This window comes from Streptomyces sp. NPDC048415 (genome assembly GCF_040651675.1).
Lineage (GTDB): Bacteria > Actinomycetota > Actinomycetes > Streptomycetales > Streptomycetaceae > Streptomyces.
The window spans coordinates 78,741-96,723 of sequence record NZ_JBEZKJ010000006.1 but is presented as its reverse complement, the minus strand read 5'-3'; the positions used below and the strand labels follow the sequence as shown (position 1 = coordinate 96,723).

Below are 17,983 nucleotides of genomic sequence, written 5' to 3'. Positions count from 1 at the left end.
GTGGGGTCAGCGTTCTTCGCGGAAGTCGACGTGCTTGCGGGCGATCGGGTCGAACTTGCGCAGGACCATGCGGTCGGGATCGTTGCGGCGGTTTTTGCGGGTGACGTAGGTGTAGCCGGTCCCCGCGGTGGAGCGGAGCTTGATGATCGGGCGTACTTCGTTGCGGGCCATGAACCGGCACTATATGGGAATGGTTACCATTATCAAAAGCACTCGCCCGACGAGAGGCAGGTAACCCCTTGTCCGCCCACTGCCAACTGACCGGCGCCCAGCCGGGCTTCGGCAACAACATCTCCCACTCGCACCGCCGCACCTCCCGGCGCTTCGACCCCAACATCCAGCGCAAGCGGTACTGGCTGCCGAGCGAGGGCCGGACCATCCGGCTCACTGTGAGCACCAAGGCGATCAAGACCATCGACAGCATCGGCATCGAGGCCGCTGTGGCCCGCATTCGCGCCCGGGGAGTGAAGATCTGATGGCCAAGTCCAGCAAGATCGCAATGAATGAGAAGCGGAAGGCGACCGTCGAGCGGTACGCGGCCCGGCGAGCCGAGCTGAAGGAGATCATCCGCCGGCCGTCCTCCACCGACACCGAACGCCGGGCGGCCGTTCAGGAGCTTCGGCGCCAGCCCCGCAACGCGAGCGCGACCCGGGTGCGCAACCGGGACAGCGTGGACGGCCGGCCCCGCGGACACCTGAGGAAGTTCGGACTCTCCCGCGTCCGTATGCGCGAGCAGGCCCACGCCGGATTCCTCCCCGGGGTCACCAAGTCGTCCTGGTGACGCCGCCGCCCGCGTGACGGATGGCGGCGCCTGGCCGTGACTCGGCGGGGTCACGACCAGGCTGCCCCGGGTGCGCCGCCCCCTTGGGATCTCGACGCATACGAGCCACCCTGCCCCACGCGGACACTCCCGGAGTGACGATCAGGGCCCCCTCGTACCTGTGAACTGTGCGGCGCCGTGTGCTTCGCCGGGACGCGGCACCGGGCCTTCTCCCGCCTTGCCGCACTCAGCGCAGCCGAGGCCGCAGACCGCGTCCTGGTTGTGGCGACCGGTGACGAGGGAGGCGACCGGCGAGCCGCACGGTGCTCCGCACGCCTTCCTGGTGCGTACGGATTCACAGGTTTCCCCGCGGCCCGGCACAGGCCGGACGATTAGCCTCCGGGTCGCGAACGCGTAGGGTCGCGGTTCGAGGTTGGGGCGGCGAGGCGGGGAAACGAGGGCGTGGAAAACCGTGAGTACGTGGAGAGTCGCTGGGGTCTGGCCGACGGGGTTCGTTTCGTCGTCCGTGCGCTGGTGTACGCAGTGCTTGGCGGAGTGGCCCTGATCGCGATCGCCACGGTCGCCTCGGTGCTCGGGCCAATGATCGCCCTCGACCTCTACACACCCGCGGTCGCCGCCTGGTGGACGGTCTTCACGGCCGTGGTCGTCCAGGCCATCCCGTTCCTGATGCTCGGCACGCTGGTGTCAGCAGCGATCGGGGCCTTCGTGCCGGAGCGGGTGTTCAGCAAGGTGCTGCCGCGAAATCCCGCGCTCGCCGTGCCGGTCGCGGGTGCGGCGGGCGCGGTGCTGCCGGGGTGCGAGTGCGCGTCGGTGCCGGTGGCCGACAGTCTGATGCGGCGCGGTGTCGCGCCGGCCGCCGCGCTCGCGTTCCTGCTCTCCGCGCCCGCGATCAACCCCGTTGTGCTGGTCGCTACGTCCATCGCCTTCCCGGCCCAGCCGATGATGGTGCTGGGCCGGCTGGTCGCGTCCCTGGCCACAGCGGTCGTCATGGGCTGGCTGTGGGTCAGGTTCGGGCGGGAGGAGTGGCTGCGGCTGCCGAAGCGGCCCACGACCGCCGGGGTGGAGAAGATCGGAGTGGGCCGGCTGCTGGAGTTCCGGGCCGGTCTGCAGCACGACTTCCTTCAAGCGGGCGGGTTCCTGGTTTTGGGTGCGGCGGCCGCGGCGACGTTCAACTTCGCCGTGCCGCGGTCGGTGCTCGATGCGTTCACCGGGTCGGGCTGGCTGTCGGTGCTGCTGTTGGCCGTCCTCGCGGTGGTGTTGTGCGTGTGTTCTGAGGCGGATGCGTTTGTGGCGGCCTCGCTGAGCGGGTTCTCGCCGATGGCGCGGCTCGCCTTCATGGCCGTGGGGCCGATGGTCGACCTGAAGTTGATCGCGCTTCAGGCGGGGACGTTCGGGCGGGGCTTCGCGGTGCGGTTCTCGGCGGCCACCTGGGTCGTCGCGGTGGCGAGCAGCGTGCTGGTGGGGTGGTGGTTGCTGTGAGGCGATACGGTCCGGCGTTGCTGCTGGTTCTGAGCGGCGCCGCGGTGCTGCGGATCTCGCTGTTCAGCGAGCTGTATCTGCGGTACGTGCAGGCGGGGCTGCGACCCTACTTGATCATCTCAGGCGTGCTGCTGCTCGTTCTGGGGATCGCGGGCGCCTTCGTTGCCAAGCGGTCGGCCACGCACGAGAACGACCATGACCATGATGGCGAGCACGTCGACGACGGGCACGGGCACAATCACAGCCGCGGGCCCAAGGCCGCCTGGCTCCTCGCGGTCCCGGCCGCCGCCCTCCTCCTCTTTCCGCCGCCAGCCCTCGGTTCGTACAGCGCCGAGCGGGAGGCGGCGAAGTACGACGCCCAGGGCATTGGCACGTTCGACCCGCTCCCGAAGGAAGACCCGGTCGATCTCACCCTCAGCCAGTTCAGCTCCCGGGCCATCTACGACAGCGGCAAGACGATGAAGAGCCGCACGATCCGGATGATCGGGTTCGTCACCACGGACGACGACGGCACCTGGTACCTGACCCGGCTCCTCATCTCCTGTTGCGCCGCCGACGCGCGCTCGGAAAAGGTCGAAATCCGCGGCGCCGACGCCCCCACCGTCGACAGCTGGGTGACGGTCACCGGCACCTGGCACCCCAAGGGCAAACTCGGCTCGGACGCGGCGTGGCCTCCTGCGCTCGACGCCACCGACGTCAAGCAGGTCAAGCAGCCCGAGCGCCCCTACGAGAAGCGGTAGCTTCGCGCTCGCCGATCGGTCTCCGGGCGAGCGGACGCGGTAGTCACAGCAGACTGATCTACCCCGCATGCTGGGTGGGCCACGGCGACTGCTATCTTGGCGGGTGGCTGCGAGCAGGCATGGACCGCGCTGCTCGCCTCGTGTCACCTCGGCGGAGATGTCGATGCCGACCTCGCGCATAGCCTCGACGACGGCCAGGTTGACGTTGGCGCCCGGTTGGGATCGGCGGAGCGGACCTCGACGCGGTCCCCGGCCAGGTGGGTCAGCCAGGCGGCAGCCATCTGGGAACGGCGCACTACAGGCGCCTGTCCGGACTTCTGGCCACCCCAGCCACCGTCGCGTCTTCCCTGGCGCCGTTCGCGGGAGCCGCGCTGGCTGGATCATTCGGCGGCTATCCCGGCCTGTTCGCCGCGCTCGCACTGGTCTCCGCCGCAGCGGCCCTCCTCGCGCTGGGAGCTGAGGAAGGTCACTGAAAATTGGGAAACGTCTCGCGGTCAGACCCGGGGATCTCTGGGTGTCTGCGGGCGGTCAGTTGCAGCAATCGCAGCCTGGGCGGCAGCCACACGCACCGTCCGCCTCAGCGCCGATGGTCGGGACCGCCGCCGCTGGGGGCGCGCAGCAGCTTTTGCCCTGCCGGGCGTCGCGACCTTCCTTTGTGGCAACGGCTGCGATGACGAGGGCGGCAATGGGATCGGCCCAGGACCAGCCGAGGGTGGCGTTGAGGACCAGGCCGACCAGGAGCACGGCCGAGAGGTACGTGCACAGCAGGGTCTGCTTGGAGTCGGCGACCGCGCTGGCGGAGCCGAGTTCACGGCCCGCGCGGCGTTGGGCGGCTGACAGGAACGGCATGACTGCGAGAGAGAGGGCGGCGAGCACAATGCCGGGGATGGAGCGTTCCGCCTCCCCCGTGCCGGTCAGCGCGCGAACGGCGTCGACGCTGACGTAGGCGGCGAGCGCAAAGAACGACAGCGCGATGATCCGCAGGGTTATCTTCTCTCGTGCCTCGCGCGCGGCGTGGTCACGGGCGGAGAACTGCCAGGCCACCGCAGCGGCAGAGGAGACCTCGATGACCGAGTCCAGGCCGAAGCCGATCAGGGCGGTGGACGAGGCGAGAGTTCCCGCGGTGATGGCGACGATCGCCTCGATGACGTTGTAGATGATGGTCGCCGCGACCAGCAGACGTATCCGATGGGCGAGTTCGTCTCGGCGGGCCGGGGAGGGTCCGAGGGATATCGCGGTCATCAGCAGCATCCCTTGTCGTCGGCGTCGGCACAGGTGCGGTCGGTCTCCACGGCCACCACAGCGGCGCGCAGGTCGTCCAGCGCGTGACCGAGGCGCTCGTCCGCCAGTTCGTAACGGGTGCGGCGGCCGTCGGGCAGTGTGACGACCAGGCCGCAGTCGCGCAGGCAGGCGAGGTGGTTGGAGAGCCGGGTGCGCGAGACGCCGAGAGCGTCGGCGAGATCGGCGGGGTAGGCCGGGGCTTCGCGCAGCGCGAGCAGGATGCGGCAGCGGATTGGATCGGCGAGCGCGCGGCCGAAACGGGCCAGCACCTCGATGTCTGAGGCAACAGTCAGCACAGCACGACAGTACACAGTTTCCTGAATTCAGAAAAGCATGGATCGTGGGCTGAAACGGCGGTGCGCGCTCTTCCGGGACGCTTGCGCCGCCGGGGCGAGTGCGTCGTGACCGAGCCCCGAAGGGTCGGCGGAGTATGTGATACGTCATCCCAATCCTCGGCCGGGCAAGCTCGTGCAGTTCTTGAGTTCTGGTGATCGTCCCAACATCGAAGACCCGGGACGAGGTCAGCGACGCGCTGATAGTGATCACCTGGCGATGTGCTGGGACATGCCGGGCCGGCCGAAGGAGCAGCGGCTCGCCGTGTCCTGCGGCACGGGCCTTTCGTACCCGGTCCGGGGCAGCTGGAGATGCCGTCGGAAGACCGGCTGGTCTTGCAGTGGTTGGCGCATGCCCCTGTCGACCAAGGAGATCCACTCGGCCGTCGGTGCCGCCGCAGGCTGCGGCCGGGAGGCGCCATCGTCTCCACCGTCCGTCATACCGGCGACGCCCACTGCGGCGCCGGCGTGCCCTGCGGAGACGACATCTTCGTACACGGCGGCTTCGCCGTGCACTTCTTCTCCCGGGCTCTCGTCGAGGCCCTCGCCGAGGGCTGCTGGAAGAGGTGTATCGGTGCTAGGAGGGCGAACTGCCGCATCGCCTAGTGTTCACACCCGCCGGGCCCTGCACACGCCACCGGCGGATGCCATTCGCGCCCGGTGAGGCCGGATAGTGTCGCGGGTACCCTGGGAGCAGGTGGTTTCTGTTTCAAGCAGCTCACCTCGCCCGGAGGTCGTGATGGACGTCCTGGTATTCATCGGCCGCATCCTGTTCGCTGCGCTCTTCCTCGGCTCGGCCGTCGGCCATCTCACCCAGACCAAGGCCATGGCGGGGTATGCCTCCTCGCGGGGCGTGCCTGCCGCCGTGCCGGCCACCTTCGGCAGCGGTCTGCTGCTGCTCCTCGGCGGTCTGAGCGTGCTGCTCGGTGTCTGGGCCGATCTGGGTGCCCTGCTGCTGGTCGTGTTCCTGGTGCCGACCGCGCTGCTGATGCACGCGTTCTGGAAGGAGACGGAGCCGCAGGCGAAGCAGATGGAGATGGTCCAGTTCAACAAGGACATGGCGCTGGCCGGTGCGGCCCTGATGCTGCTGGCGTTCTTCGCCTACGCAGGCGGGGACCTGGGGCTGACCCTCACGGGCCCGCTGTTCGACCTCGGCTGACGCGCAGTCAGCGGCCGTGGCCGGGCGGGGCCCGCGGCATGGCGGTGGACGGTTCGGCTCTCCTTGGGGTGCCGCATGCGATCACCGCAGGGCCGGTGGCCCTGGCCGAAGGCTGCGCGCCCGAGCGGACTGAAGACTGTACCGGCCGACGTGGGCGGACGAGGCGTTGACCGCCGTCGGCCGGGCGGGTTTCGGTTGGAGTTTCGCCTTCGAGCCGAGGCCGGGCGCCGGCTCCGACGAGCGGCGGTTCGTTTCCCCGGGCATCACCGCTTCCCGGGGCACCCGCGCGGTGACGGTGTGGAGCGTGCCCTTTGACGGGCACCGCCCCGGTGTTTTCCATCTGTCCGTCACGGAGAACGGCGAGGAGCGGTACGGATTCACCGTCCGGGCGGACGCCATCAGCAGACGGGGGCCAATGCTGGCCGCGCTGGACCCGGTCCGTCTCTTCCCTTCGGACGAACCGCACGAGGAACGGCTGGGCGAGCGCCGCGCCTTGGAAGCTCTCGCCACCGAGCTCGGCGTCCGGCTGCCGCGGTTCGCCCTCACGCGCGGACGTTTGCACACTTTTCGCACCCGGTCCTGGACCCGGCCTCCGGGCCCCGGCGAGACGTACGTGACGGTGCGCATGTTGCGGCAGCGGCCATAAGTGAAGGTTCCTGGCATGTGGGGTGCACAGCACGCCGTGCCGGCGCTGCGGTTGGCCGGAAATGAGAGTGCCCAACGGCGGTTGGTCTGGCCGACTGATCAGGTTGTTTCGGCCTTGGGAGTGGTGAGGTCGGGTGGGTAGCCCTTGGCGCGAAGGAAGGCGTCCAGGGCGAGGGCGACGATGTCGCCGTGCTGGATGCCGGTGTCGGCGTTGTAGCGGCGGATGCGCTGTTGGAGTTGGAGGGCTTCGGGGACGGCGTAGTTGAGTTGGCTTCGGCTGGTGTGGCGGGTGCTGAGGATGGTCTGGGTGTTGGGGTGGGGGGCGAAGGGGTCGTCGGCGGGGTCGGATTGGGCTTCGAGGGCGTCGGCCAGGCTCCGCAGCAGGCGGACGTGGTGGGAGTGGTCGGGCACTGGTTGCTCCGGTTGGTTCGACTAGCCGAATAGTGATCCGCCTAGTCGACTATTGGCCTATTGGAATAGTCGGCAAGGGGTGGCCGTGAACGTGCTGTTGCGTTCCCGGCCACCTCCTGCCTTGCGTGGGTTGCAGTGTTGGGCCGTCAGAAGCCGCGGGCGGTGAGCCACTCGTCCAGCGCGACCGAGACGATGTCGCCGATCGGCAGGTGATCGAGTTCGTTGTCCAGAGCGAACCGCTTGAGCCGCTTCTTCAGCTTCAGGGCGGCGGGGACCGAGGAGTCGAGGCTCTCCCGCGTGATGATGCGCTGGTTGAGAACGACGGCCGCCTCGGGGATGTCCTGGGGCCGGCCGGAGCCCTGGGTCCACGGCGCACTCTGGCTGGGGGCCGAGTGCGTCCTTTCGTCCTGTTCCTGCCGGGTTCTTTGACCATCGGTCCTCACCGGGAACGTCGTTCCACCTGCCATCGGGGCAACGGTTTGGCGGACCGCCACTTCACCGGCCACGGCCACAGCTGGAGTGGCTGTCGTGGCGTGGAGTGTTCCCGGCTGCACCGCCTGCCCGGTCGGCTGGTCGCCGTGAACCGTCGGCAGCACAGGGGCGGCAGCCGGAACCGCAGGAGACGCCTGCTGCTCCGCCGGCTTCTTGGCGGACTGCCACCGTGCGTCGGGGGCGGGGGTGGCAGGGTGAAGCGGCTGGTTCACTGCCGGTTCTGGGTCACGGCCGTCCGGCGTGCCCTCCACAGTCGGCTGCGGAGTAGCGGCCAGCACCTCGGGCGAGGTCTCGGTGCGGCCCTGCGCCGACCCTTCGACGGGGACCGTGGAAGGAGCGGGCTCAACCTGCGACTCGTTGGCAGCGGGGCGGCCATCGCCCTGGTCGGCCGCCCGTTCGGCAGCGAACTGCTCGGGGGTGAGCTCGGCAGCTGGCGGAGGGGGAGGAGGGGTCGTCTTCTTGGCTCCGCCGAGGGTGCGACCGGTGGTTCGGCGGGCCGGGGGCTTCATACGGTCGGTCATGCCGTCAGCTCCTTCATCAGGCTGCCGTACTCGCTCAGTTCGGTCGGGATCTCGCCGAAGGCCTCCATGTAGTGCACCCAGGAGTGGATGACGGTCTGGGCGAGCGGGAACGGTTCGTCGCGGTCCGGGCCGATGCCCTCGCCCTTGACGGGATCGAGCAGCTTGTCCTTGGCGGTGCGGGGCAGGCTGGTGCGGTCGTCGGCCTTGACCAGGACCACGTGGGCGGTGACGTCGCGTTCGTTGCGGGCGGCAGCGCGCTCGGCCTCGTCGAAGGTGGCCACGAGCTTGCGGCGCTCGATCTTGGTGGGGGCGACCGGCACGATTAGCCGGTTCGCCTCGGTAACAGCCTCGTGGAACAGCTTCGCGCTACCGCCGCCGGCGTCGACCACGATCGCGCCGAACTCGGCACGCTTCTCACGGATGTACTCGGCGATGTCATCGAAGGGGTACCGCTCGACCATCAGGTTCTCCGGGATTTCGAAGCCCTCGGCCTTGGCGACCTTGAACCAGTCGTAGGCGGACTGGCTGGTCGCGTCGGCGTCCAGGAGCAGCGTTGGCAGTTGGAGGACGACGGCGTAGTAGAGGGCGATGAACCAGGCGGAGGTGGTCTTGCCGGTGCCGCCCTTGAGCATGCCGACGACGATCACGAAGGCGTCCCAGGTGCGGGCTGTGGCCTCGGCCAGGGTCTTGTGACGGGTGTTCTCGTTCACGTGTGCTTGATCTCCTGAAACTGGAAGGTGTGCTGTCTTTTGTGGGTCAGTGAGCGGAGCGACGTCCGAGTGGCCGCTGGGTGTCGACGAAGGGGGTGCCCGTGCCGCAGGGCTGCGGCCGGGATAGCGCACGGTCCGCCTCTTGATGCGCTGGCCACGGTTGGGAACGCCGACGAGGACGGGGGCGTTCATGCGTTCTTCCTCGCCTGGTTCGCCGGGCCGTGGCGATGCCGGGGCCGCATGGGCGTGTTGGCCTCGTGCAGGAGCCGGTAGACCGTTGCACCGGAGTAGTTGCACTGCTCGGCGAGTTCCGGGACTGTGGCTCCGGCCTCGTATCGCGCCCGCAGAGACAGCGCGAGCTTCTTCCGCTCGGCGGCACGCGCTGCGGAGCGCATCCGCAGCGTTTGCTGCGTCGTGCGCACGGTGCCGCCGGCCTCGATCAGCAGGCGTCGCGCGGCACGCCTCGTCTCTCCCGCGGCTGCGGCGAGTTCGGTGAGGGTTGCGCCGTGATCGTCGTATAGGGCGCGAAGATGGCTCGCGAGACGTTGGCGCGCTTGTGGGTCCTCGCGCATTCTGCGGGTCTGCCAGGAGGTGCGCATCACGGTTCCGGCATCGTGCAGCCGGTTGAGGACCGTGCCGTAGGAGAGGCCGCTGGTGGCGACGAGTTCGTCGACCGTCGCACCGGACTCGTACTGCTTGCGCAGGGACTCAGGGGTCACGGTTTGGCTCTCGGCGGTGCTGGTTGGAGGGGGTTGTGGGTTCATGCGGCGGAGTTCCATTCGCTGAGGGCTTCGGCATGGGCGGCGGCCAGCTCGTCGTAACTGCGCTGGTCGGCAGGGGTGGTGAGGATCAGGCGTCCGTCGGTGGCGATGCGCCAGTCGGCGGTAGGGCGGCCGGTAGCCGGGTCGAGGACGCATCCCCCGGGGGCGTGCCACGTGGGCGGGATCTCGTCCGGGCGGGGTGCCGGGACCAGGACCTGGCACCCGTCGCGGACGATCACTACGGCCTTGCTGCGGTGTTCCGCGAGCCGCTCCAGCGCCTGCCGGTAGGCCGCGCGCTCGGCTGCGTGAAGGGCCTTGCGCCGGGCTGCGACGCCTGTCGTGTCGTGCCGCCGGGCGACCTCGTCCCAGCCCTGCGCCGGCCGTTCCTGCGGGCCGGTGACAGCATCCAGAGGGCTGTTGCCGAAGCCTTCCAGCGCACGGGGGGTGAGGGCCCAGGTCTCTCCGGTGCGGTGGACGAGGCCGTGGTCGGCCAGGCGTCGCATGGCCCGGTAGGCGGTGGCACGGGACACTGACGCCGTCCCGACGAGTTCACCGACGGTCTGGCCGGGCCGGGCGTGCAGTGCGCCGATGATCATGAGGGCGGAGCTTCCGAGGCCGTGGTGGGCGAAGGCGTCGTGGCTCATCAGGTGGGCGATGACGGTGGAGTCGATGTCGGCCGTCGTGGCTGTCTCAGGGGTGGGCCACTCCTCAAGTGCCGGGTCGGGGGGGAACTGAGTGGTCCGGAAACGAGACAACGAAGCGAGGGCGCCGTGCGGGTGGGTGCTGCCGTGGTCGAGGTACCAGGTGGAGCCCTCCCGGTCGTGGCCGACCCGCAGTCGGCGCAGCCAGCCGCGCGGTTTGAGGACGGTCTCGTAGACCACCCGCAGCGTCGTACGAGAGACGCCTGCTTCCTCCGCGGTCTGCCGCTCGCTGGCATGGTGCAGGGGGCCGCCAGCGATCTCGGCGAAGTTCAGATGCGCCCGCAGTACCCACAGCGCGGTTCGTCCCCGTTCCCCGCGCCAGGGCGTCGTCTCGATGTGGTCCCGCAGCGCGGCGAGAACCTCGTGGGCGTGCTGGCGGGACTCCACCCCGGTAGTGCTGCTGACGGCTGCCGTCGCGCTGGCCCACACCCGGCGGATGTAGTCCAGGGCGCGTGCCTGCCCGGAGCGCAGCATGATGTGCCGGGCGTGCCGACCGCCTTCGTGCTCGGGGTGCAGCAGCAGCCGGGTCAGCTGGTCGACATTGCCGCCTGCCCGGGCCATGTGGCAGGCGATCGCCGCGGTGATCCGGTGGCCGTGCTCGGCCGCGCCCTGACGGTCTTCTCGCAGGGCCAAGGTGCGGCCGTCGGAGCCGAGCCTGCTGTAACTGCCAGTGGCGTAGCGGCCGGTGAGGTCCCCCAGCAGGACGAGATCGGCCGCGGCCGACGGCAGTTGGGAAAGGCCCAGTGGGCCGCCAGGGTGCGTGGGGCGTCGTTGGAGGAGTGGCTGGTTGCTGTCTGACATTGTGGGGTCGTCTCGCAAGGACGTGGACGCCACCCAGGCCCGCTAAAACCACGGGTGGTATCCGGAACCGACCTCCATCGGCGCCAGCGAATTCTCCAGGATTGCCGTTCCTGAGAATTCGCGCTTCTGGCCCCGAGTGGAGGCAGGCGTCCCCATCACAACTCGACCGAGGTCGGAAAAGAGAGCCGTCGAGGTTGTCGCATTTGATCGACACCGGTCAACTCCGGGCGCTCGAAGGTAATTTCAGAGGGATCGCCTCTGACTGCCTCCGAGCGGCCCGGGTCGATCCGGGGTCGAATCAGAGCGTTTTCCTCTGACTGCCTCCGATCGCCTCTGCAACCCGTCCTAGCAGGTCACAGCCGCTTCGACCCTCCATAAGCCCAGGTCAGAGAGGTGCGGCAGATTTACCACGAGTACACGGTCATCACGCCGGGCTCCTCGACGCGTGGCGCCCGTCGCATCGTGACCGGTGAGGAGTACCAGGAGGACTACTACACCTCGGATCACTACGTCACGTTCAAGCTGATCGACTTCGGCTGCTGATCGGCTGCTGATCGGCCGCCGATCCGCAGCTGATCGCGACGCTCGCGTCCGCTCCATGTGATGACCCTCGCCCCGCGGCCCCCCCCACGTTCACCGGCCGCGGGGCGAGACATGTACGACCGAAGTCTGAAGGGATGCGACTTTGGTCGCTGATCCCGCTCGAAGGGAAGTGGCGGCGGGCGCGCCTGCGTAGATTCGTCGACCGTGAGTGGTGACAGTCCGGGGCACGAAGCGCGGGAGACGGCGACCGCGGCGCACGAGGTGCCGCCTTCGCCGGAAAGGCTGACGGCGCCGGTGCGGGCTCTGCCGGGGCGACGGTGGCTGCTGCCTTCGGCCGTGGTCGCCGAGCTGGATCCCGACACCGACCGCAGGGACCGCTCCGGACGGCCGCGTCGCACCCTGCGTGACTGGATCGTCGACTTCGGGTTCTTCCTGCTGGCCATCGTCATCGGGCTGGCCGCCGCGAACACGCTGACCCACGACCCGAACACCCCGCACGGCCTGGCCGTCACGGACCAGTGGCTCGGCGCGCTCGCCTGCGCGGCGGTCTGGCTGCGACGCCGCCTGCCGCTCGGGCTCGCGGTGGCGATGGTTCCCGTCGGACTGGTCTCGAACACCGCGGGCGGCGCGGGCATGGTCGCCCTCTTCACGCTCGCCGTGCACCGGCCCTTCAAGTACGTGGGCTGGCTGGCCGGTGTCTCGCTCGCGCTGATTCCGGTCTTCTTCTGGCTGCGGCCCGACCCCGATCTGCCGTACGCGGCGGCGGTCGGCGTCACAGCGCTGCTCACCGCGACGGTGGTCGGCTGGGGCATGTTCGTACGGTCCAAGCGTCAGCTCATGCTGAGCCTGCGGGAGCGGGCGCGGCGGGCCGAGACGGAGGCGGCGCTGCGGGCCGAGCAGGCCCAGCGGCTCGCGCGCGAGGCCATCGCGCGCGAGATGCACGACGTGCTCGCGCACCGGCTCACGCTGCTGAGCGTGCACGCGGGGGCGCTGGAGTTCCGGCCGGACGCGTCCCGGGAGGAGGTCGCGCGGGCGGCCGGGGTCATCCGGGAGAGCGCGCACGAGGCGTTGCAGGACCTGCGGGAGATCATCGGGGTGCTGCGGGCCGGGGACTCCGACGACGCGGGGCGGCCGCTGCCGACGCTCGCCGCGCTCGACGCGCTGGTCGCCGAGTCCCGCTCGGCGGGCATGAAGGTCGTCCTCGACAACCGCGTCGCCGATCCGGCCGCCGTGCCCGCGTCCGTCGGGCGGACCGCGTATCGCATCGCTCAGGAGGCTTTGACGAATGCCCGCAAGCATGCGCCGGGGGCGGAGGTGACGGTGACGGTCCGGGGTGCCGTCGGCGACGGCCTCACCGTGACGGTCCGCAATCCCGCGCCCCCCGGGGACGTCCCTCGCGTCCCCGGCTCGGGGCAGGGGCTGATCGGCCTGACGGAGCGGGCGACGCTGGCGGGGGGCCGGTTGGAGCACGGGGCCGAGGAGGACGGCGGGTTCCGAGTGCGGGCGTGGCTGCCGTGGGCCGGGTGACGGCGGGGTTTTCGCCCCCTCCGCCCCTACCCGTCCCGTATCTGGGGGGGCTCCGCCCCCCCAGGCCCCCCGTATCGCGCTTCGCGCTCGTCCTCAAACGCCGGACGGGCTAGAGGTTTTCAGCCGCTCCGGCGTTTGAGGAGCGGGTACTTGGGGGCGGAGACCCCAAGTACCCAGGCGTCCTGACCGTGGGCGGCCGACCTGGTTAGGTGGGCCCCATGACCGCGATCCGACTGCTCCTCGTCGACGACGACCCCCTGGTGCGAGCCGGCCTGTCCTTCATGTTGGGCGGCGCCGACGACATCGAGATCGTCGGTGAGGCCGCCGACGGCGACGAGGTGGAGGCGCTGGTGGACCGCACCAGACCCGACGTCGTCCTCATGGACATCCGCATGCCGGCGGTCGACGGCCTCACGGCCACAGAACGGCTGCGTGCCCGCAGGGAGGCGCCGCAGATCGTGGTCCTGACCACCTTCCACGCCGACGACCAGGTGCTGCGGGCGCTGCGCGCGGGCGCGGCCGGGTTCGTACTGAAGGACACCCCGCCCGCGGAGATCCTGGCCGCGGTGCGGCGCGTCGCGGCCGGCGATCCCGTGCTGTCACCCGCGGTCACCCGCCAGTTGATGGAGCACGCCGCCGGCTCCGCGCTCGACACCCGCCGCTCCGGTGCCCGTACGCGGATGGCCGCCCTGAACGACCGCGAGCGCGAGGTCGCCGTCGCGGTCGGACGGGGCGGCTCCAACGCCGAGATCGCCACCGAGCTGTTCATGAGCGTCGCCACGGTCAAGACGCACGTCTCGCGCATCCTCGCCAAGCTCGACCTCAACAACCGGGTACAGATCGCCCTGTTGACGTACGACGCCGGGCTTCTTGAGGGGGACGGGCGCTGAGCGGTCTCAGTCCCGTCCGCCCAAGATCTCCGCGAGCCGCACCGGGCGCCGCTCCCGTCGCGACAGCTCGCAGGCCTCGGCGATGCGCAGCGCCTGCAGGGCCTCCCGGCCGTCGCACGGGTTGGCGCGCTCGCCGCGGACCACCTCGACGAAGGCGGCGAGTTCGGCCTCGTAGGCGGGGCCGAAGCGCTCCAGGAAGCCCATCCACGGCTTGTCGGCGGGCGGCGGCCCGGCCGGTTCGGTGGAGGCGATCGGCGTACGGTCGTCCAGTCCGACGGCGATCTGGTCCAGTTCGCCGGCGAGTTCCATGCGGACGTCGTAGCCCGCGCCGTTCACCCGGGTGGCCGTCGCCGTGGCGAGCGTCCCGTCGTCGAAGGTGAGCACGGCCGCGGCGGTGTCGATGTCGCCCGCCGCGCGGAACATCGCGGGCCCGGCGTCCGACCCGGCCGCGTACACCTCGACGATCTCGCGGCCGGTGACCCACCGCAGGACGTCGAAGTCGTGGATCAGGCAGTCGCGGTAGAGCCCGCCGGAGAGCGGCAGATAGCCGGCCGGGGGCGGCGACTGGTCGGACGTCATCGCCCGGACCGTGTGCAGCCGGCCGAGCCGTCCCGACCGCACCGCCTCGCGCGCTGCCGTGTAGCCCACGTCGAAGCGGCGCTGGAAGCCCAGCTGCAGAACTGTTCCGGCGGCGTCGACCTCGGCCAGCGCGGTCAGCGTGCCCGGCAGATCGAGCGCTATGGGCTTCTCGCAGAAGACGGGGAGCCCGGAGCGTGCTGCCCGACCGATCAGTTCGGCGTGGGCCGACGTCGCCGCCGTGATGACCACGGCGTCCACGCCCCAGGTGAAGATCTCGTTCACGCTGGGCGCCGCCGTCGCGCCCAGCCGGTCCGCCAGCTGATGGGCCCGCGCGGTGTCCGCGTCCGTGACGATGAGGGAGCCGCCGACCTCACGGTGACGGCTGAGAGTGGTCGCGTGGAATGTACCGATACGACCCGCTCCGATAAGTCCGATGCGCATGGGAACAAACTGAGGGCCGAGCCCACACCATGTCAATGGTTTGTCCGGACAATCGAACTTCACGACTTCCCGTCAACATCTCCCGGAGCTACGCTCGGGCCGTGCCGAAACCAGATGTGGATCCGACCGTGTCGCTCCAGCTCAGCGTCGACCGCAGCAGTCCGGTCCCGCTCTACTTCCAGCTGTCCCAGCAGCTGGAGGCCGCGATCGAGCACGGAGCGCTGACCCCGGGCAGCCTGCTGGGCAACGAGATCGAGCTCGCCGCGCGGCTCGGCCTGTCCCGGCCCACGGTCCGCCAGGCCATCCAGTCCCTCGTCGACAAGGGTCTGCTCGTGCGGCGCCGCGGAGTCGGTACCCAGGTCGTGCACAGCCAGGTCAAGCGCCCGCTGGAGCTCAGCAGCCTCTACGACGACCTGGAATCGGCGGGCCAGCGCCCGGCCACTCACGTGCTCGTCAACGCCGTCGAACCGGCGTCCGCCGAGGTCGCGGCCGCGCTGGGCGTGCCGGAGGGCGGCGACGTACACCGCGTCGAGCGACTGCGCCTGGCCCACGGCGAGCCGATGGCGTACCTCCGCAACTTCCTGCCCCCCGACCTGCTGGAGCTGGACAGCGAGCGGATGGAGGCGACCGGGCTGTACCGGCTGATGCGCACGGCGGGTATCACGCTGCACAGCGCCCGTCAGTCCGTCGGCGCCCGCGCGGCCACCGTGGAGGAGGGCGAGCGGCTCGGCGAGCCGGCCGGCGCGCCCCTGCTCACCATGCAGCGCACGACCTTCGACGACACCGGCCGCGCCGTCGAGTTCGGCTCCCACATCTATCGCGCCTCGCGCTACTCCTTCGAGTTCCAGCTCCTCGTACGACCCTGAAGCCCCCTGTAGTCCGGTGCCCTGACGTCGCGGTCGTGAAATGCGCCGGCCGTCGCAGCCGCCGCGACCGGAACGGACGTACCCCCACCCGGCGCGCTCACGCGCGCGGGACCCGCTGGTGGGGTGCATGATCCCCGTGATTGATACTTGGGCGTTTGGGCCGGTGAGACGCCGGCCCCGAAAGGGCCTACGGAAGGGCCCGCCGGGCCGATCCGCAGGGCCCGGCGACCAAGGAGCACGGCAAGAAGGGCACGGCCTCGTGGCACGGACTCGGACCTGGGTAAGCATCGCGCTCGCAGGGGCGCTGGGGGTGTCCCTCGCGGGATGCAGCAGCACCGGCGGGAAGCGGGCCGAGGACGCCCGCAAGGCGGCGGCGGCCCAGGGCAGGGCCGCGGTGAACACGCCCAGGTGGACCTTCGCCATGATCACCCACTCGGGCGACGGCGACACCTTCTGGGACATCGTGCAGAGCGGCGCCAAGCAGGCCGCCGTCAAGGACAACATCAACTTCCTGTACTCGCACAACGCCGAGGCGCAGCAGCAGGCGCAGCTCGTGGACGCCGCGGTCGACAAGAAGGTCGACGGCATCATCGTCACGCTCGCCAAGCCCGACGCGATGAAGGCCGCCGTCGCGCGCGCCCGGAAGGCCGGCATCCCCGTGATCACGGTGAACTCCGGCTCCGAGGAGTCCAAGGCGTTCGGCGCGCTCACCCACATCGGACAGGACGAGACGATCGCCGGTGAGGCGGTCGGCGACGAGCTGAACAAGCGGGGCCGCAAGAAGGCGCTGTGCATCCTGCACGAGCAGGGCAACGTCGGCCACGAGCAGCGCTGCGCAGGCATCAAGAAGACCTTCGACGGCACCGTGCAGAATCTCTACGTCCAGGGCACCAGCATGCCCGACGTACAGGCCTCCATCGGCGCCAAGCTGCAGGCGGACAAGTCCATCGACTCCGTCGTCACGCTCGGCGCGCCCTTCGCGGACACCGCGGTCAAGGCCAAGAAGGACGCGGGCAGCAAGGCCGAGATCGACACCTTCGACCTGAACGAGAAGGTGGCCGCGGAGCTCAAGGCCGGCACCCTCGGCTTCGCCGTCGACCAGCAGCCCTATCTCCAGGGTTACGAGGCCATCGACCTGCTCTGGCTCTACAAGTACAACGCCGACACCCTCGGCGGCGGCAAGCCGGTCCTGACCGGGCCGCAGATCATCACCAAGGACCAGGCCGGCGCGCTCGAGGACTACGCGAAGCGGGGGACCCGATGAGCACCACGGCACCCGCGCCCGCGCCGTCGCCGGGCACCAAGACCGACGAGCGCCTGCTGAAGACCTCGCCGCTGCGCAAGCTCATGGGCCGCCCGGAGCTCGGCTCGGTGGTCGGCGCGATCGCGGTCTTCGTCTTCTTCGCGCTCTTCGCGGACAGCTTCGTGCGGGCGCCGAGCCTGAGCACGGTCCTGTACGCCTCGTCGACCATCGGCATCATGGCCGTACCGGTCGCGCTGCTGATGATCGGCGGCGAATTCGACCTCTCGGCGGGCGTCATGGTGACCAGCTCCGCGCTGATCTCCTCGATGTTCAGCTACCAGATGACCGCGAACGTGTGGGTCGGCGTCTTCGTCTCGCTGCTCGTCACGCTCGCCATCGGCGTCTTCAACGGCGTCATGCTGACCCGCACCGACCCGCCGAGCTTCATCATCACGCTCGGCACGTTCCTCATGCTGACCGGCATGAACCTCGGCTTCACCAAGCTGATCAGCGGCACCGTCTCCACGAAGTCGATCGCCGACATGGAGGGCTTCTCCTCCGCCCAGGACGTCTTCGCCTCGACGCTCACCATCGGCGGCGTCGACTTCAAGATCACCATCCTGTGGTGGCTGGCCCTGGTCGCCGTGGCCACCTGGATCCTGCTGCGCACCCGCGTCGGCAACTGGATCTACGCCGTCGGCGGCGGCGAGGAAGCGGCCCGCGCGGTCGGCGTCCCGGTCGACAAGACCAAGATCGGCCTCTACATGGGCGTCGCCTTCGGCGCCTGGATCTCCGGCCAGCACCTGTTGTTCTCGTTCGACGTCGTACAGTCCGGCGAGGGCGTCGGCAACGAGCTGATCTACATCATCGCGGCCGTCATCGGCGGCTGTCTGATCACCGGCGGCTACGGCTCCGCGGTCGGCGCGGCGGTCGGCGCACTGATCTTCGGCATGGTGAGCAAGGGCATCGTGTTCGCCGAGTGGAACCCGGACTGGTTCAAGTTCTTCCTGGGAGTGATGCTGCTCCTCGCGACCCTGCTCAACCACTGGGTCCGCAAGCGCGCGGAGGCGACGAAGTGAC

The 17,983-nt window shown here is 69.9% G+C and carries 21 protein-coding genes and 2 pseudogenes; 13 read left to right on the top strand and 10 right to left on the bottom strand.

Going from position 1 to position 17,983, the window contains the following annotated elements:
- Positions 1-6: 6 nt before the first annotated feature.
- Positions 7-171 carry a 50S ribosomal protein L33 gene (gene rpmG / locus AB0D27_RS06965; protein WP_134028780.1) on the bottom strand — a complete coding sequence of 55 codons (165 nt, stop codon included), beginning with the start codon at positions 169-171 and terminating at the stop codon, positions 7-9.
- 68 nt (positions 172-239) lie between these two features.
- On the opposite strand from rpmG, the gene rpmB reads away from it, so the two are divergent.
- The 4 genes from rpmB to AB0D27_RS06945 all read left to right on the top strand — a co-directional run bounded on the left by rpmB (position 240) and on the right by AB0D27_RS06945 (position 3,000).
- Entirely contained in the window at positions 240-476 is a 237-nt protein-coding gene (gene rpmB, locus AB0D27_RS06960; protein ID WP_362503120.1) for a 50S ribosomal protein L28, read from the top strand.
- On the top strand, positions 476-781 hold the full coding sequence (rpsN, locus tag AB0D27_RS06955; protein ID WP_362503117.1) for a 30S ribosomal protein S14: 306 nt from the start codon (positions 476-478) through the stop codon (positions 779-781). Before rpmB ends, rpsN begins: the two co-directional genes overlap by 1 nt.
- A 441-nt stretch (positions 782-1,222) precedes the next feature.
- Positions 1,223-2,260: a permease gene (locus AB0D27_RS06950; protein ID WP_362503114.1), complete on the top strand. Its 1,038-nt coding sequence runs from the start codon at positions 1,223-1,225 to the stop codon at positions 2,258-2,260.
- A complete protein-coding gene (locus AB0D27_RS06945) occupies positions 2,257-3,000 on the top strand; it encodes a TIGR03943 family protein (protein WP_362503111.1) in 744 nt (247 codons plus the stop codon). The genes AB0D27_RS06950 and AB0D27_RS06945 overlap by 4 nt, the downstream gene beginning before the upstream one ends.
- 144 nt (positions 3,001-3,144) lie before the next feature.
- Here the strand turns inward: AB0D27_RS06945 and AB0D27_RS06940 are convergent.
- The 3 genes and pseudogenes from AB0D27_RS06940 to AB0D27_RS06930 all read right to left on the bottom strand — a co-directional run.
- A pseudogene (locus AB0D27_RS06940) lies at positions 3,145-3,281 on the bottom strand (phosphotyrosine protein phosphatase); the annotation flags it as partial.
- A 247-nt stretch (positions 3,282-3,528) separates the two neighbouring features.
- On the bottom strand, positions 3,529-4,242 hold the full coding sequence (locus AB0D27_RS06935) for a cation transporter (protein WP_362503108.1): 714 nt from the start codon (positions 4,240-4,242) through the stop codon (positions 3,529-3,531).
- Positions 4,242-4,577: a metalloregulator ArsR/SmtB family transcription factor gene (locus tag AB0D27_RS06930; protein WP_362503105.1), complete on the bottom strand. Its 336-nt coding sequence runs from the start codon at positions 4,575-4,577 to the stop codon at positions 4,242-4,244. The genes AB0D27_RS06935 and AB0D27_RS06930 overlap by 1 nt, the downstream gene beginning before the upstream one ends.
- A 504-nt stretch (positions 4,578-5,081) precedes the next feature.
- Here AB0D27_RS06930 and AB0D27_RS06925 point away from each other — a divergent pair.
- The 3 genes from AB0D27_RS06925 to AB0D27_RS06915 all read left to right on the top strand — a co-directional run bounded on the left by AB0D27_RS06925 (position 5,082) and on the right by AB0D27_RS06915 (position 6,418).
- Positions 5,082-5,219, top strand: coding sequence for a hypothetical protein (locus AB0D27_RS06925; protein WP_362503102.1), 138 nt, complete (start codon positions 5,082-5,084; stop codon positions 5,217-5,219).
- A gap of 133 nt (positions 5,220-5,352) precedes the next feature.
- The gene (locus AB0D27_RS06920; RefSeq protein ID WP_362503099.1) at positions 5,353-5,772 is read left to right on the top strand and encodes a DoxX family membrane protein; all 420 of its coding nucleotides are present in this window, start codon (positions 5,353-5,355) and stop codon (positions 5,770-5,772) included.
- Positions 5,773-5,938: 166 nt separating this feature from the next.
- A complete protein-coding gene (locus AB0D27_RS06915) occupies positions 5,939-6,418 on the top strand; it encodes a hypothetical protein (protein WP_362503096.1) in 480 nt (159 codons plus the stop codon).
- A gap of 98 nt (positions 6,419-6,516) precedes the next feature.
- Here AB0D27_RS06915 and AB0D27_RS06910 read toward each other — a convergent pair whose 3' ends face one another.
- The 5 genes from AB0D27_RS06910 to AB0D27_RS06890 all read right to left on the bottom strand — a co-directional run bounded on the left by AB0D27_RS06910 (position 6,517) and on the right by AB0D27_RS06890 (position 10,814).
- Positions 6,517-6,828, bottom strand: coding sequence for a hypothetical protein (locus tag AB0D27_RS06910; protein WP_362503093.1), 312 nt, complete (start codon positions 6,826-6,828; stop codon positions 6,517-6,519).
- Positions 6,829-6,974: 146 nt separating this feature from the next.
- Positions 6,975-7,841 (bottom strand): hypothetical protein, encoded by an 867-nt coding sequence (locus tag AB0D27_RS06905; protein ID WP_362503090.1) that lies wholly within the window; start codon positions 7,839-7,841, stop codon positions 6,975-6,977.
- Positions 7,838-8,551: a ParA family protein gene (locus tag AB0D27_RS06900; protein WP_362503087.1), complete on the bottom strand. Its 714-nt coding sequence runs from the start codon at positions 8,549-8,551 to the stop codon at positions 7,838-7,840. Before AB0D27_RS06900 ends, AB0D27_RS06905 begins: the two co-directional genes overlap by 4 nt.
- Before the next feature lie 188 nt (positions 8,552-8,739).
- Positions 8,740-9,330: a helix-turn-helix domain containing protein gene (locus AB0D27_RS06895; protein WP_362503084.1), complete on the bottom strand. Its 591-nt coding sequence runs from the start codon at positions 9,328-9,330 to the stop codon at positions 8,740-8,742.
- Entirely contained in the window at positions 9,312-10,814 is a 1,503-nt protein-coding gene (locus AB0D27_RS06890) for a helix-turn-helix domain-containing protein (RefSeq protein WP_362503081.1), read from the bottom strand. Before AB0D27_RS06890 ends, AB0D27_RS06895 begins: the two co-directional genes overlap by 19 nt.
- A 405-nt stretch (positions 10,815-11,219) precedes the next feature.
- Between AB0D27_RS06890 and AB0D27_RS06885 the strand changes: the two are divergent.
- The 3 genes and pseudogenes from AB0D27_RS06885 to AB0D27_RS06875 form a co-directional block, all read left to right on the top strand.
- Positions 11,220-11,357: pseudogene (locus tag AB0D27_RS06885) on the top strand (ribonuclease domain-containing protein); the annotation flags it as partial.
- Positions 11,358-11,618: 261 nt separating this feature from the next.
- On the top strand, positions 11,619-12,884 hold the full coding sequence (locus AB0D27_RS06880) for a histidine kinase (RefSeq protein WP_362503429.1): 1,266 nt from the start codon (positions 11,619-11,621) through the stop codon (positions 12,882-12,884).
- A gap of 218 nt (positions 12,885-13,102) precedes the next feature.
- The gene (locus AB0D27_RS06875) at positions 13,103-13,774 is read left to right on the top strand and encodes a response regulator transcription factor (protein WP_362503079.1); all 672 of its coding nucleotides are present in this window, start codon (positions 13,103-13,105) and stop codon (positions 13,772-13,774) included.
- Between the two features lie 6 nt (positions 13,775-13,780).
- On the opposite strand, the gene AB0D27_RS06870 is transcribed toward AB0D27_RS06875, so the two are convergent.
- Positions 13,781-14,794: a Gfo/Idh/MocA family oxidoreductase gene (locus tag AB0D27_RS06870; RefSeq protein ID WP_362503076.1), complete on the bottom strand. Its 1,014-nt coding sequence runs from the start codon at positions 14,792-14,794 to the stop codon at positions 13,781-13,783.
- Positions 14,795-14,922: 128 nt separating this feature from the next.
- Between AB0D27_RS06870 and AB0D27_RS06865 the strand changes: the two genes are divergently transcribed.
- The 3 genes from AB0D27_RS06865 to AB0D27_RS06855 all read left to right on the top strand — a co-directional run bounded on the left by AB0D27_RS06865 (position 14,923) and on the right by AB0D27_RS06855 (position 17,982).
- The gene (locus tag AB0D27_RS06865) at positions 14,923-15,660 is read left to right on the top strand and encodes a GntR family transcriptional regulator (protein WP_362503426.1); all 738 of its coding nucleotides are present in this window, start codon (positions 14,923-14,925) and stop codon (positions 15,658-15,660) included.
- 259 nt (positions 15,661-15,919) lie between these two features.
- Positions 15,920-16,924, top strand: a complete 1,005-nt coding sequence (locus AB0D27_RS06860) for a sugar ABC transporter substrate-binding protein (protein ID WP_362503073.1) — start codon at positions 15,920-15,922, stop codon at positions 16,922-16,924.
- Positions 16,921-17,982 carry an ABC transporter permease gene (locus AB0D27_RS06855; protein ID WP_362503071.1) on the top strand — a complete coding sequence of 354 codons (1,062 nt, stop codon included), beginning with the start codon at positions 16,921-16,923 and terminating at the stop codon, positions 17,980-17,982. The genes AB0D27_RS06860 and AB0D27_RS06855 overlap by 4 nt, the downstream gene beginning before the upstream one ends.
- Position 17,983 lies beyond the last annotated feature (1 nt).